Below are 13386 nucleotides of genomic sequence, written 5' to 3' on the forward strand. Positions count from 1 at the left end.
CCTTCGGAAATACCGAAGCCGTCCATGGAGGACGGCCTGGGTACAGGGTGTGTCAGATCAAGCCATTACCACTTGTAGGTGGCACTGGCGACGACACTGCGTTGGTCGCCGTAGTAGCAGTAGAAACCGTCGCAAGTGGAGATGTAGTCCTTGTCGAGCAGGTTGGTCGCGTTCAGTGCCAGCGAGGCGCCTTTAAGGCTGTTGTCGAGACGGCCGAGGTCATAGTGAACAGCGGCGTCGAACACGGTGTAGGCGTCGGCCTTGCCTAGCCAGGTGTTGGCCTGGTCGCCGTAGGTGTTGCCGGTATAGCGCGCGCCGGCGCCGATGCCGAAACCGTCCAGCACGCCGTTGTGCCACGTGTAATCAGCCCACAGCGAAGCCTGCTGGTTAGGCATCAGTTGCAGGCGATTGCCCTTGAAGTCGCCTTTTTGCACTTCGGATTTGGCCAGGGTGTAAGCGGCGATGACCTTGAGATTCTCGGTCACGTCGGAAACGGCTTCCAGTTCCAGGCCTTTGACTTTCACTTCGCCGGTCTGGCTGGTGATCGAAACGTTATCGGCGTTGGTGGTGGTGACAGAGACGTTTTTCTGCGTCAGGTCATACACCGCAGCGCTCAGTAAGGTGTTGCTGCCCGGCGGTTGATATTTGAGGCCCAGTTCCCATTGCTCGCCTTCGGTCGGCTTGAACGAGTCGGTCGGCGAGGCCGTGGCTTTGCTGGTCGGCTGGAACGACTCGGCGTAGGACAAGTAGGGCACGAAGCCGTTGTCGAACACGTAGCTGATTGCCGCGTTGCCGCTGAATTTCTTGTCGCGTTCAGTGTTGGTTGCGTCGTCGTGATTGAAGAACCTGGTGCCGGTATGGACCCAGTCTTCACGACCCCCCAGGGTCAGGCGCCATTGATCGAGGGCCATCTGGTCCTGGACGTACAGGCCGGTCTGGTAGGTCTTCTGGTCGTAGTCATAAAACGCACTGGAGCGTGGTGGGCGAACGATCGTCTGGCCGTAGATCGGGTTGACCACGTTGGTGGCCGGCGCGCTACCGAAGATCGAGGTGTAGTTGGTATTGCTGCGCTGGTGATCGAGACCGAGCAGCAGGGTGTGACGAATATCGCCGGTGTCGAAATCGGCCTGGAAGTTGTTGTCCACCGCAAACTGGCTGATGTCTTCGTCGGTGCTGGTGGTCGAGCGGCCGACGTTGCCTGCGTTGTCGACCTGGGTAAACGGGTAGGCGCCGACGGTGATGGTCTGGAAAGAAAGATCGGATTTGGTGTAGCGCAGGTTCTGCCGGAACTGCCAGACATCGTTGAAGCGATGCTCGAAGGCGTAGCCCAGTGCGTAATAGGTGCGGTCGTAGTATTCCCAGTCCGGGTCGCCCAGGTTCTTGTGATGGGAAACATCGCCGAACGGCATGTCGATCCTGGTGCCCTGGACCGGCAGGAACTGGCTGGTGATGCCGGTATCGTCACGGGTGAATTGTGTGAGCAGGGTGAAACGGGTGTCTTCGTCGATATTCCAGGTCAGGCTTGGCGCGATGTTGTAGCGCTTGTTGTCGACATGGTCGATCTGAGTGCCGCTGTCGCGCACGACACCGCTCAGGCTGTAGAGGAACTGACCTTCATCGTCGATCTTGCCGGTGCTGGCGAAATTGATCTGGCGCTGATTGTCGCTGCCGTATTGCAGCTGGATTTCATTGCTGGACTCGGCGCTGGGGCGGCGGCTGACCATGTCCAGCAGGCCGCCCGGCGGGGTCTGGCCGTAGAGGGAGGAGGCTGGGCCACGCAACAGGGCCAGGCGGTCGAGGTTCCAGGTTTCCTGTTTTGGGTTGGCGTATACGCCATTAGGCAGTGGCAGGCCGTCGAGGAATTGGGTGGGTTCGAAACCACGTACACGCAACCAGTCTGCACGGGTGTCGCTGCCGTAACTGCTGGCGGTGATGCCCGGCATATAGCGCACGGCGTCGTCGAGGCTGTGAACGTTGCGATCGTCCATCTGCTCGCGAGTGGCAACCGAAATCGAGCGCGGCACTTCGGCCAGAGCGGTGTCGGTCTTGGTCCCGGCGGCGGTGCGCTTGGCCAGGTAGCCTTGCACCGGTCCCCAGGCGCTTTCAGTGTCTTGTGTGCCGATCACGCTGGTCGCCGGCAGGGCCAAGGCGCCCTCGGGCACGGCCGCCAGGCTGTAGGTGCCGCTGCCGCTCTGCTCCAGTTGCAGGCCGCTGCCGCGCAAGGCTTCACGCAGGGCGCCAGGGGCGTCGAACTGGCCTTTGACCGGTGCCGAGGTCTTGCCCGCCGCCAGCGACGGATTGAGCGACAACGCCAGGCCGGCCTGGCTGGCGATTTGATTCAGCGTGCTGGCCAGGGGCGCGGCCGGCAGGTTATAGGCGCGAACGCTGGAGGCCTGTTCAGCGGCGATCAGTTGGCTACTGGCCAGGGGGGCGCAAAGCGCAATGGCAACCGCCAGCAAACGGGGGCGCAACAAGGTGTCTGGTGAACGGGACATACGGCGGCTCCTGAAAGGGAATACTTCTCAATTGCCTAGGTGCCGAGCGAAAACTGAAAAGTGATAGGGCGGGATGAAAATAATTTCGATTCAGTTATTTCGAGGTCATCGCGGACCAGCAGGAGCCGGTTTGCCCAGCTATGCCCTTTAAGGCCCCGCGTTTATCCAATGAGCATGGCGTTATCGTTAACGACCATCGCTGGCAGGCCAGCTCCTACAGGGGATTGCGCTTGGCCTCAGTCTTCGCCGCCACCGTCACCCACCATGAGGTGTGCTGCTCAATCTGCACCGGCAGGGTCGGCAGCAGGGCGTCCAGCGCCAGGTGGGTGTCCTTGAGCGGGAAGCTGCCGGTGATCCGCAGGTCGGCCACCTCCGGCGCCACACCCAGATGCCCGCGGCGATAGCGGCCGAGTTCGTGCACCAGGTCTCCCAGCCGCGCGTTGTCCACCACCAGCATGCCGCGCGTCCAGGCATCGGCGCCGAGGCCCAGCGCAGCCACCGGGCCCAGGCTGTCGTTGCGGATCAGCACTTGCTGGCCTTCGCGCAGGATCTGTTCTTCCGGGCTCGATTCAGGGTGCGCGGCCACCGCCGACTGCAACACGCTCAGGCGCGTTCCTTCTGCTTCGCGCTTGACCAGAAAACGCGTACCCAGGGCGCGCATGCTGCCTTCGCGGGTTTCGACGATAAACGGTCGGGCATCGCCATGGGCGGTTTCGACCAGGATCTCGCCTTCCTGAAGAATGACCCGGCGCTGCTTCTCGTCGAAGCGCACGTCCACGGCGCTGTGGGTGTTGAGGTTGATCAGCGTGCCGTCGGCCAGGCGCAGGGTGCGTTGTTCGCCGGTGGCGGTGCGTTGGTCCGCCAGCCAATAGTCGAGCGGCAGGTAACGATCTGCGGTGAACAGCGCCAGGCCCATCACGGCGACGACGCTGGCCAGGCCGCTGCCAAGCTTGCGTACGCGTCGGCGAAGGTTGTCGCGCGATTGCAGCAGGGCGGTGCGGGCCGGGCCGCTGGCGACGCTGAAACGCTGGTCGAGCATGCCCAGCTGGCGCCAGGCGCGAGCGTGTTCTTCGTGGGCGGCATGCCATTTGGCGAACGCTTCACGCTCGACCGGGTTGCCGGAGTCCAGCGACAGCTGCCAGGCAATCGCGGCGTCCAGTACCTGTGCCGATACCGGCCTGGAACTGATCGGGTTCATGTCGGCTCACCGTACAGCGCGATGTAGCACTGCCGGATGCCCTGGGCCAGGTACTGGCGCACCCGTGGTACCGATACGCCCAGGCGTTCGGCGATTTGCGCGTGATTGAGGCCGTCGAGACGGTTGTAGAGAAACGCCGCCCGCGCCTTGCTCGACAGCTTACCGAGCAGGCGATCGATGTTTTTCAGGTCTTCGAGGATCATTTGCCGTTCTTCCACCGACGGTTGCTCGGCTTCGGGAATCAGCATCAGTTCGTTGAGGTAAGCCTGTTCCAGTGCGGCTCTGCGGAAGTGGTCAAACAGCAGGCCTTTGGCAATTGCCACCAGAAAGGCCCGAGGCTCGCGCGGCTCCTTCAATTGCTCACGGCCGAGCAAACGCACGAACGTGTCCTGACTCAGGTCTTCGGCCCGTTGCGGGCAGGCAACGTTGCGCCGAAGCCAGGCCAATAGCCAACCGCGATGGTCGCGATATAACGCACCGACGAGCTCATTCTGGGGGCCTGGGACTGACGTCACGTTGCATTACCGATTGGGAAGCGTTAACTAACGAGAATAGTTCGCGATTGTGTCAGAGGCGGGGGAGGTAAAGCAATTGGCGTTGGTCGGGAGGCCGCGTCATCGTTTATCGCGGGCAAGCCACGCTCCCACAGGGATTGTGCATAACCTTGTGGGAACGATGAGGCCGGAACAGCGGCCGAAGATCAGAAGGACGGTGTGCGCTGCCGTCGCTTCCACTGATTCAGGCGCTGCTGCAAATTCAACGGGCTATGAATCTGCTGCTGCCGTGCCCGGCTGAACAGGATCAGCGCCAGTTCGGCGGTGGCCAGGGCATCGGCGCTGGCGTTGTGGCGCTCGAAGACTTCGAGCTTGAACCAGTCGATCCACTCGTCCAGTCCGGCTTCGCGGATGTTGGCTTGCGGGCACAGCAGCGGGGCAATGTCCGCCACATCCAGAAAGGGATGCTGCAACTTGTAGCCCAGATGATCTTTCAAGGCGCGGCCGAGCATGTGTTGGTCGAAAGGCGCATGAAAGGCCAGGATCGGGCTGTCGCCGACGTACTCCATGAATTCGACCAATGCCAGCGCCGGGTCGCTGCCGGCGGCAATCGCGCTGGGGCCGATGCCGTGGATCAATACGCTGGGACCGAGTTTGACGTCGGTGCATTGCAGGGTGCGTTCGAACTGTTGGCTGAAATCGATCGCGCCGTCCTCGATCACCACTGCGCCGATGGACAGCACGCGGTCCTTGTTCAGGTTCAGCCCGGTGGTTTCCAGGTCCAGCACTACCCAGCGCTGTTCGCGCAGGCTGCATTCACTCAGTCCCGTCGCTGTTGGCAAGCGTTGCAGGCGTAGTTGCAGCTCCCCGGACAGGATCGGGCCGGCCGGGCGCAACCATGAAAACAGGCTCATAGCTGATACCGCAGGGTCAGGCTGCTTTGCAGGCGTTGGGCCTGGCGCAGGGATTCACGCAGGATGCGTCGGTCCAGATGATTGAGGCTGTCCGGGTCCACGCGGTTGGAGTAGGGCAGGTTTTCCCGGGTCTGGCGTTGATGTTGCTGCATGCGGGTTTGCTGAATGAAGTGATACGCCTCTTCATACGCTGCACCGTCCAGGGCGTCGATGACCTCCTTGTCGACCAACTGGCGAAAGCGCTCCAGCGTGTTGTTCGCTTCGACGCCGTTGGCCAGGGCCAGTAAACGTGCAGCATCGACGAACGGGGTCAGGCCCTGGACCTTCAGGTCGAGGGTGGCCTTCTCGCCATTTTTCCGGGCCAGTACAAACTCACGGAAACGGCCCACGGGCGGACGATTGCGCAAGGCATTCTCGGCCATCATGCGCTGGAACAAGCGGTTGTCGCCGACTTGATCGAGAATTGCGCGGCGCAACTGTTCGCAGCCTTGCTCGCTGCCCCAGACCACGCGCAAATCGAAATAGATACTCGAAGCGAGCAGGTTCTCCGGCGTTGCCTCGCGGATAAATGCTGCAAAACGCCGAGCCCATTCGGTTCGGGACAAACACAGCTCGGGGTTGCCGGCCATGATGTTGCCCTTGCACAGGGTGAAGCCGCACAGGGCCAGGCTCTGGTTGATCTGCTGGGCGATGGGCAGCAACTTGCCGCGGATTTCAGCGGCGTGGGCGGCGTCCCGCGCTTCAAAAAGGATGCCGTTGTCCTGATCCGTGTGCAGGGTTTGCTCGCGGCGCCCTTCGCTGCCGAAACACAGCCAACTGAACGGCACGCCGGGATCGCCTTTTTCGGCCAGGGTCAACTCGATCACCCGGCACACGGTGTGGTCGTTGAGCAGGGTGATGATGTGGGTGATCTGGGTCGAAGACGCGCCGTGGGCCAGCATGCGTTCCACCAGTTGACCGATCTCGCCGCGCAGGGTGACCAGGTTTTCCACGCGCTGGGCGCTGCGAATGGTGCGCGCCAGGTGCACCAGGTCGACCCGTTGCAGGGAAAACAGGTCACGTTCCGAGACCACACCGCACAGGCGCTGGTTCTTGACCAGGCAGACGTGGGCGATGTGGCGCTCGGTCATGGCAATGGCGGCGTCAAAGGCGCTGTGATCGGGCGACAGGAAAAACGGCGCATGGGTCATGTGCCGTTCGATGGTTTCGTTGAAGTCATTCGTGCCGTTGGCCACGACCTGACGCAAGTCACGCAGGGTGAAAATCCCCAGCGGCGCCTTTTGTGCGTCGACCACCACAATGCTGCCCACCTGCTGTTCATGCATCAGGGTCACGGCTTCGCGCAGGGGGGTCTCCGGGCTGCAGGTCACCGGATGGCGCATGGCCAGTTCGCCGAGGCGGGTGTTGAGCGAGTATTGGGTGCCGAGGGTTTCCACGGCCTTTTGCTGGACCTGCTGGTTGACTTGATCCAGCAGGCTACTGACGCCGCGTAGGGCAAAGTCGCGGAAGGTGCTGGAAATGGCGAACAGTTTGATGAACGCGAGCTTGTTCAGCTGTAGGCAAAAAGTGTCTTCGGCGGCGAGATGCTCGGTGCGGGTCGCCCGCTCGCCCAGCAACGCGGCGAGGGGAAAACACTCGCCGGTGGTGATTTCGAAGGTCGTTTCAGTGCCGCCCTTGGCCGTGTGCGGACGTTCGCCCACGACCCGGCCCTGCTTGACGATGTAAAAGTGCTCAACCGGGCCATCGGCAGGCTTGATGATGCTTTCGCCGGGCGCATAAAAACGCAGCTGACACTGTTCAACCAGGTACGCCAGGTGCGCGTGTTCCATTTGATTGAAGGGCGGGAAGCGCTGAAGGAATTGCAAGGTGCCCTGGATGTTCTGCAACACCGCGGTTTTCCCTGCCTGTGTGAAGGCGTCCGCTTTACTCATAACCATAACCGCAGTCTTTTTGGATTTTTTGTCGTCGGATGACTCGGTCATGGTCGGCCCCTGCGGTCCGGGTGCCCATTGGACGTAAGTCTAGGTAGGTGATGTGTGTGAGGGAATGTCGGAAAAGCCTTACGCAATTGTACGAAAAACCTCTCAGCCTCCCTATTGGAAAAATATCCGACGAAGTGCACATTGAAGGTCTGCTTAGCGATGTCTGACCACTGTGCTAGGGAATTGAACTGAACATGTAGAGAAAGCCATGTCCGACCACGATATTTTGAGTGATGCCGAGCGCGAGGCGCTCAGTGCCGTCATGCTGGAACCTGACTTGCCGCCGCAGCGCGTGCTGGTCGTCGATGACGATAAAGACGCCCGGGAATTGCTGTCGGAAATTCTGGCGCTGGACGGGATTCGCTGCCTGACCGCCGCCAGTGGCGAGACCGCACTCAAAATGCTGGCAGAGAAACCAGCGATTGGCCTGGTGATCACCGATCTGCGAATGGGCCACATAGGCGGCCTGGATCTGATCCGCCGGGTGCGTGAGTCGGAGCGGGCGGCGATGCCGATCATCATCGTCTCGGGGGATGCCGACGTGAAGGACGCCATTGCGGCGATGCATTTGAGTGTGGTGGATTTCCTGCTCAAGCCAATTGATAGCGGCCAGTTGCTGGGGCTGGTGAAGCATGAGTTGGGGATGGAGTCTTAGGCCAGACCTGTCAGCGCCGCTTGCTCCCACAGGGAACCGCATTTGCAAAAGAAAAAGCCCTGATCTTTCGATCAGGGCTTTTTCATGTCCGGCGCAAACGCTCAGTTACAGGCCATTGGCAGCCTTGAACTCGCGGCGACGACGGTGCAGGACCGGCTCGGTGTAGCCGTTCGGCTGCTGGGTACCTTCGATCACCAGTTCGACGGCTGCCTGGAAGGCGATGTTGCTGTCGAAGTTCGGTGCCAGCGGACGGTACAGCGCATCCCCGGCATTCTGACGGTCCACCACCGGCGCCATGCGCTTGAGGCTTTCCATCACTTGCTCTTGAGTGACGATACCGTGACGCAGCCAGTTGGCGATGTGCTGGCTGGAAATACGCAGCGTCGCACGGTCTTCCATCAGGCCGATGTCGTTGATGTCCGGCACTTTCGAACAGCCGACGCCCTGGTCGATCCAGCGCACCACATAACCGAGAATGCCCTGGGCGTTGTTGTCCAGTTCGTTCTTGATCTGCTCGGCGGTCCACTGCGGATTGACCGCCAGCGGGATGGTCAGGATGTCGTCCACCGAGGCGTGAGCACGTTTGGCCAGTTCGGCCTGACGCGCGAACACGTCAACCTTGTGGTAATGCAGTGCGTGCAAGGCAGCGGCGGTCGGCGAAGGGACCCAGGCGGTGTTGGCGCCGGCCAGTGGATGAGCGATTTTCTGTTCGAGCATCGCGGCCATCAGGTCCGGCATGGCCCACATGCCTTTACCGATTTGTGCGCGACCTTGCAGGCCGGTGCTCAAGCCGATATCGACGTTGGAGTTCTCGTAGGCGCCAATCCATTTTTCCGCCTTCATGTCGGCCTTGCGCACCATCGGGCCGGCTTCCATGGAGGTGTGGATTTCGTCACCGGTACGGTCGAGGAAGCCGGTGTTGATGAACACCACACGCTCGCTGGCCGCCTTGATGCAGGCCTTGAGGTTGATCGTGGTACGACGCTCCTCGTCCATGATCCCGACTTTGAGGGTGTTGCGTGGCAGGGCCAGCACGTCTTCGATACGACCGAACAGCTCGTTGGTGAACGCCGCTTCTTCCGGACCGTGCATTTTCGGTTTGACGATGTAGATCGAACCGGTGCGGGTGTTTTTGCGCGACGTGTTGCCGTTCAGGTTGTGCAGTGCGGCCAGGCAAGTGACCAGGCCATCGAGGATACCTTCCGGCACTTCGTTGCCGTCTTTATCGAGGATCGCGTCGATGGTCATCAGGTGACCGACGTTGCGCACGAACAGCAACGAACGGCCATGCAGGCTCAGTTCACTGCCATCGATGGCGGTGTAGGTGCGGTCGGCGTTCATGGTGCGGGTAAACGTCTGACCACCCTTGGAGACTTCTTCCGACAGATCGCCCTTCATCAGGCCGAGCCAGTTGCGGTAGATCACCACTTTGTCGTCGGCATCGACCGCAGCGACCGAGTCTTCGCAGTCCATGATGGTGGTCAGCGCCGCTTCCATCAGGATGTCTTTGACGCCGGCAGCATCGGTCTGGCCGACCGGGGTGCTGGCATCGACCTGGATTTCGAAATGCAGGCCGTGGTTTTTCAGCAGGATCGCGGTGGGGGCCGAAACAGCGCCCTGGAAGCCGATCAGTTGGGCATCGTTGCGCAGGCCGGTGTTGCTGCCGCCTTTGAGGGCGACCACCAGTTTGCCGTCAACGATGGTGTAGCGGGTGGAGTCGACGTGGGAGCCGGCCGCCAATGGCGCCGCTTCGTCGAGGAAGGCGCGGGCGAAGGCGATGACCTTGTCGCCGCGCACCTTGTTGTAGCCTTTGCCTTTTTCCGCGCCGTCAGCTTCGCTGATCGCGTCGGTGCCGTAGAGCGCGTCATACAGCGAACCCCAGCGGGCGTTCGAAGCATTGAGTGCGAAACGGGCGTTCATGACCGGCACCACGAGTTGCGGGCCGGCCATACGGGCGATTTCATCATCGACGTTTTGCGTCGTTGCCTGGAAATCGGCCGCTTCTGGCAGCAGATAACCGATGTCTTGCAGGAAGGCTTTATAGGCCACGGCGTCGTGTGGCTGACCGGCACGGGATTGGTGCCAGCCATCGATACGAGCCTGGAAATCATCGCGTTTGGCGAGTAGGGCTTTGTTCTTCGGCGCCAGGTCATGAATGACCTTGTCGGCACCGGCCCAGAACGTGTCGGCGGTGAGGCCGGAACCGGGAATGGCTTCGTTGTTCACGAAGTCGAACAGGACTTTGGCGACCTGCAGGCCACCGACTTGAACGTGTTCAGTCATTGCTTGCCTCACTCTGCTCAGCTATTTCGCTTTTCAGCTCTTCAATTTAACAATGAAGCCTTTGGCATTTAAACCACAAACCCTGGGACCAGTACATGCCATTTCTGACGGCTGGGTGGGGACCAATCAACGGCGCGGAGACCGTGCTGACGGGGCTTTCAGGGATGCGACTGCGCCTGAGGCAGACATCGATCCAACGTTATGTAGTGCGCGCTGCGGCATACTACATGATGAATTGCGGTTGTGAAAATTAGACTAATTACGTCGTTCTGCGACCCCATGACGCATTGCAGTCACGTCGAGGATCGGGATGTTCTCAAAAAAGCATGAGATTGTTCCAGTTAAATATAAAAAGTTGTACACATAATCTTTGATGGCCCGGCTATGGGGCTTTGTTTTCGGTGGCGAGGGAGCTTGCTCCCGCTGGTTTGCGAAGCAAGCCCAAAAGCTTTACGACCGCTACACGGTCGAGCGGGAGCACGCTCCCTCGCCACAGAAAAGCAGTGCCAAGCCGATTCCGGCGCCTTGCCTATACTTGGTTTTCTATAACAAAAGTCATGACCAGAGGGCTGCGCCATGGACCACCTCGTACTCACTGTTTTCGCTCCAGACAAGCCAGGGCAGGTCGAGCGCATCGCCCAATGCATTGCCGAGCACGGCGGCAACTGGCTGGAAAGCCGCATGTCGCGCATGGCCGGGCAGTTCGCCGGGATCCTTCGGGTCGGCGTACCGGCAGAGGCCTACGATGAACTGGTCGATGCCCTGCAAGGTTTGTCCGCCCAAGGCATTCGCGTCTTGATCGCCGAAAGCGGCATCGAGCAATCGTGCACCTGGAAACCCATTGCCATGGAGTTGGTCGGCAATGACCGGCCGGGAATCGTGCGTGATATCACCCGCCTGTTGAGTGAGCAGGGCGTGAACCTGGAACGACTGGTGACGGAGGTGCGGCCGGCACCGATGAGCAGTGAGCCGCTGTTCCACGCCGAAGCGATTCTCGCAGTGCCGTTGACCTTGTCCCTGGATGTACTGCAATCGCGCCTGGAAACCCTGGCCGACGATCTGATGGTGGAATTGGTGCTGCGCAGCGAGCCTTGATCAGGTTATCCAAGTTAAACGTGCACCTGCCTGTGGATAACCTGTAGAGACAGCCCGCCAGGCCACGCCGGTCGGGGCTTTTCAGGATCTGATCAAAAAACCAGCAGTTTCAGCGACTTGCGCACATTCGCCGGGGATCAGGCTGTGGATAACCTTGGGAAGGAACGATGCAGGCCACGGTAGACGTGGCCTGCGGAGCTTTGTGCGTTTTTTGATCAGCTTCGGCGGCGCAGGCTGACCCAGGCATCGACGCTGTAAACGGCCAGGCCGGCCCAGATAAAGATGAAGGCCAGCAACGTACTCGACGACAGGTGTTCGCCAAACAGCAGCACGGCTTGCAACAACACCAATGTCGGTGCCACGTACTGGAGGAATCCCAGCGTGGTGTAGGGCAAATGCCGTGCAGCAGCGTTGAAGCAGACCAGCGGCACCAGCGTCACCGGGCCGGCAGCGACCAGCCACCAGGCTTCGGACGTCGTCCAGAACTCAGGTTGAGCACTCACAGCGGTCGGATTGAACAGCAGCCAGGCGATGGCGATCGGCACCAGCATCCAGGTTTCCACCACCAGCCCCGGCAATGCCTTGACCGGTGCCTGTTTGCGGATCAGCCCGTAGCAACCGAAGGTCAGGGCCAGCACCAGCGACACCCATGGCAGGCTCCCTACCTGCCACACCTGCTGCGCCACGCCGACCGCCGCCAGACCCACGGCGATCCATTGCATGCGCCGCAATCGTTCGCCGAGGATCAGCATGCCCAGCAGCACGTTCACCAGTGGGTTGATGTAGTAACCCAGGCTGGCTTCAAGCATGCGTCCGTTGTTCACCGACCAGACGTAGGTCAGCCAGTTGGCGGCGATCAGCGTGCCGCTCAGGGCCAGGATCGCCAGTCGTTTCGGGTTCTCCCGCAGCTCGCGCCACCAGCCCGGATGTTTCCAGACCATCAGCAGCAACGTGCCGAACAGCGCCGACCACAACACACGGTGGATGATGATCTCCACAGAGGGCACGCTGGCGATGGCTTTGAAGTAGAGCGGGAAAACTCCCCAGATGATGTAGGCACTCAGGCCCAGGATGTACCCCCGACGGAGGTTGGCAGCTTGCATGCAGAGTCCTTGCTTAGGCAGCTAACAAAGAGGGGATTGTAAGGAGATTTGTCCTGATGTGCTGATCCTTGTAGGAGCGAGCCTGCTCGCGATGAACTCAAAGGCGCCGCGGGGTATCAGGTTCCCCGCGTTATCGTTCTCGACCATCGCGAGCAGGCTCGCTCCTACAGGGGGCGCTGCTGTTTAGAAGAGTTTCAGCGGCTCTTCGTTGAGGGCCGCGAGTTGTTCACGCAACGCCAACACCTGATCGCCCCAATACCTTTCCGTCCCGAACCACGGAAAGCTGCGCGGGAAGGCCGGGTCGTCCCAGCGGCGGGCGAGCCAGGCGCTGTAGTGCATCAGGCGCAAGGCGCGCAGCGGTTCGATCAAGGCCAGTTCGCGCGGGTTGAAATCGTGGAACTCGTTGTAACCGTCCATCAATTCCGACAACTGCCCCAGGCAATCCTGGCGATCACCCGCCAGCATCATCCAGATGTCCTGCACCGCAGGGCCCATGCGGCAGTCATCGAGGTCGACGATGTGGAACATCTCGTCGCGGCACATCATGTTGCCGGGGTGGCAGTCGCCGTGCATGCGGATGTTCTGGTGCGGGGTGGCGTCGTAGACCTCTTCCACGCGCTTGAGCAGGTCGCGGGCTACTGACTCGTAAGCGGGCAACAGGCTGCGGGGGACGAAGTTGCCTTCGAGCAAGGTAGTCAGCGAGTCGTAACCGAAGTTCTTCACACCCAGGGCTTCACGGTGCTGGAACGGTTTGGTCGCACCCACCGCGTGCAGGCGCCCGAGCAATTGCCCCAGGCGATACAACTGATCGAGGTTGCCCGGCTCCGGCGCACGGCCACCCCGGCGGGGGAACAGGGTGAAACGAAAGCCTTTGTGTTCGTGCAGGGTTTCACCGTTGTGGATCAACGGCGCGACGACCGGCACCTCGACATCGGCGAGTTCGAAGGTGAACTGGTGTTCTTCGAGAATCGCTTCGTTGGTCCAGCGCTGCGGACGGTAGAACTTGGCGATCAGCGGCTCGGAGTCTTCGATGCCGACTTGATAGACGCGGTTCTCATAACTGTTGAGCGCCAGAATGCGCGCGTCGCTGAGAAAGCCGATGCTTTCGACGGCATCGAGCACGAGGTCTGGGGTGAGGGTTTCAAACGGATGGGCCATGCTGACTCC

At 60.9% G+C, this 13386-nt stretch carries 10 protein-coding genes; 2 read left to right on the plus strand and 8 right to left on the minus strand.

Features of this window, described 5'->3' with window-relative positions:
* Nucleotides 1–65: 65 nt before the first annotated feature.
* The 5 genes from ACX3YF_RS09680 to ACX3YF_RS09700 form a co-directional block, all read right to left on the minus strand.
* Nucleotides 66–2495: a TonB-dependent siderophore receptor gene (locus ACX3YF_RS09680; protein ID WP_458973676.1), complete on the minus strand. Its 2430-nt coding sequence runs from the start codon at nucleotides 2493–2495 to the stop codon at nucleotides 66–68.
* A 214-nt stretch (nucleotides 2496–2709) separates the two neighbouring features.
* On the minus strand, nucleotides 2710–3693 hold the full coding sequence (locus ACX3YF_RS09685; protein ID WP_458973677.1) for a FecR domain-containing protein: 984 nt from the start codon (nucleotides 3691–3693) through the stop codon (nucleotides 2710–2712).
* Nucleotides 3690–4208 (minus strand): RNA polymerase sigma factor, encoded by a 519-nt coding sequence (locus tag ACX3YF_RS09690; protein ID WP_198132828.1) that lies wholly within the window; start codon nucleotides 4206–4208, stop codon nucleotides 3690–3692. The genes ACX3YF_RS09685 and ACX3YF_RS09690 overlap by 4 nt, the downstream gene beginning before the upstream one ends.
* 185 nt (nucleotides 4209–4393) lie before the next feature.
* Complete coding sequence (locus ACX3YF_RS09695) at nucleotides 4394–5101, minus strand: 3'-5' exonuclease (protein ID WP_288094916.1); 708 nt, start codon at nucleotides 5099–5101, stop codon at nucleotides 4394–4396.
* A complete protein-coding gene (locus ACX3YF_RS09700) occupies nucleotides 5098–7038 on the minus strand; it encodes a putative nucleotidyltransferase substrate binding domain-containing protein (protein WP_448647518.1) in 1941 nt (646 codons plus the stop codon). The genes ACX3YF_RS09695 and ACX3YF_RS09700 overlap by 4 nt, the downstream gene beginning before the upstream one ends.
* Before the next feature lie 253 nt (nucleotides 7039–7291).
* On the opposite strand from ACX3YF_RS09700, the gene ACX3YF_RS09705 reads away from it, so the two are divergent.
* Nucleotides 7292–7738, plus strand: coding sequence for a response regulator (locus tag ACX3YF_RS09705; protein WP_130210216.1), 447 nt, complete (start codon nucleotides 7292–7294; stop codon nucleotides 7736–7738).
* Nucleotides 7739–7843: 105 nt separating this feature from the next.
* Here the strand turns inward: ACX3YF_RS09705 and ACX3YF_RS09710 are convergent, their stop codons facing one another.
* A complete protein-coding gene (locus tag ACX3YF_RS09710; RefSeq protein WP_458973678.1) occupies nucleotides 7844–10021 on the minus strand; it encodes a malate synthase G in 2178 nt (725 codons plus the stop codon).
* 576 nt (nucleotides 10022–10597) lie between these two features.
* On the opposite strand from ACX3YF_RS09710, the gene ACX3YF_RS09715 reads away from it, so the two are divergent.
* Nucleotides 10598–11116, plus strand: coding sequence for a glycine cleavage system transcriptional repressor (locus tag ACX3YF_RS09715; RefSeq protein WP_130210220.1), 519 nt, complete (start codon nucleotides 10598–10600; stop codon nucleotides 11114–11116).
* A 215-nt stretch (nucleotides 11117–11331) separates the two neighbouring features.
* Here ACX3YF_RS09715 and rarD read toward each other — a convergent pair whose 3' ends face one another.
* Together rarD and ACX3YF_RS09725 are read right to left on the minus strand one after the other, a co-directional pair.
* Nucleotides 11332–12219 carry an EamA family transporter RarD gene (rarD, locus tag ACX3YF_RS09720; protein ID WP_198132824.1) on the minus strand — a complete coding sequence of 296 codons (888 nt, stop codon included), beginning with the start codon at nucleotides 12217–12219 and terminating at the stop codon, nucleotides 11332–11334.
* Nucleotides 12220–12402: 183 nt separating this feature from the next.
* Complete coding sequence (locus tag ACX3YF_RS09725) at nucleotides 12403–13377, minus strand: serine/threonine protein kinase (protein WP_047534256.1); 975 nt, start codon at nucleotides 13375–13377, stop codon at nucleotides 12403–12405.
* Between the last annotated feature and the right edge of the window lie 9 nt (nucleotides 13378–13386).

The organism is Pseudomonas fluorescens group sp. PF-69, assembly GCF_054481235.1.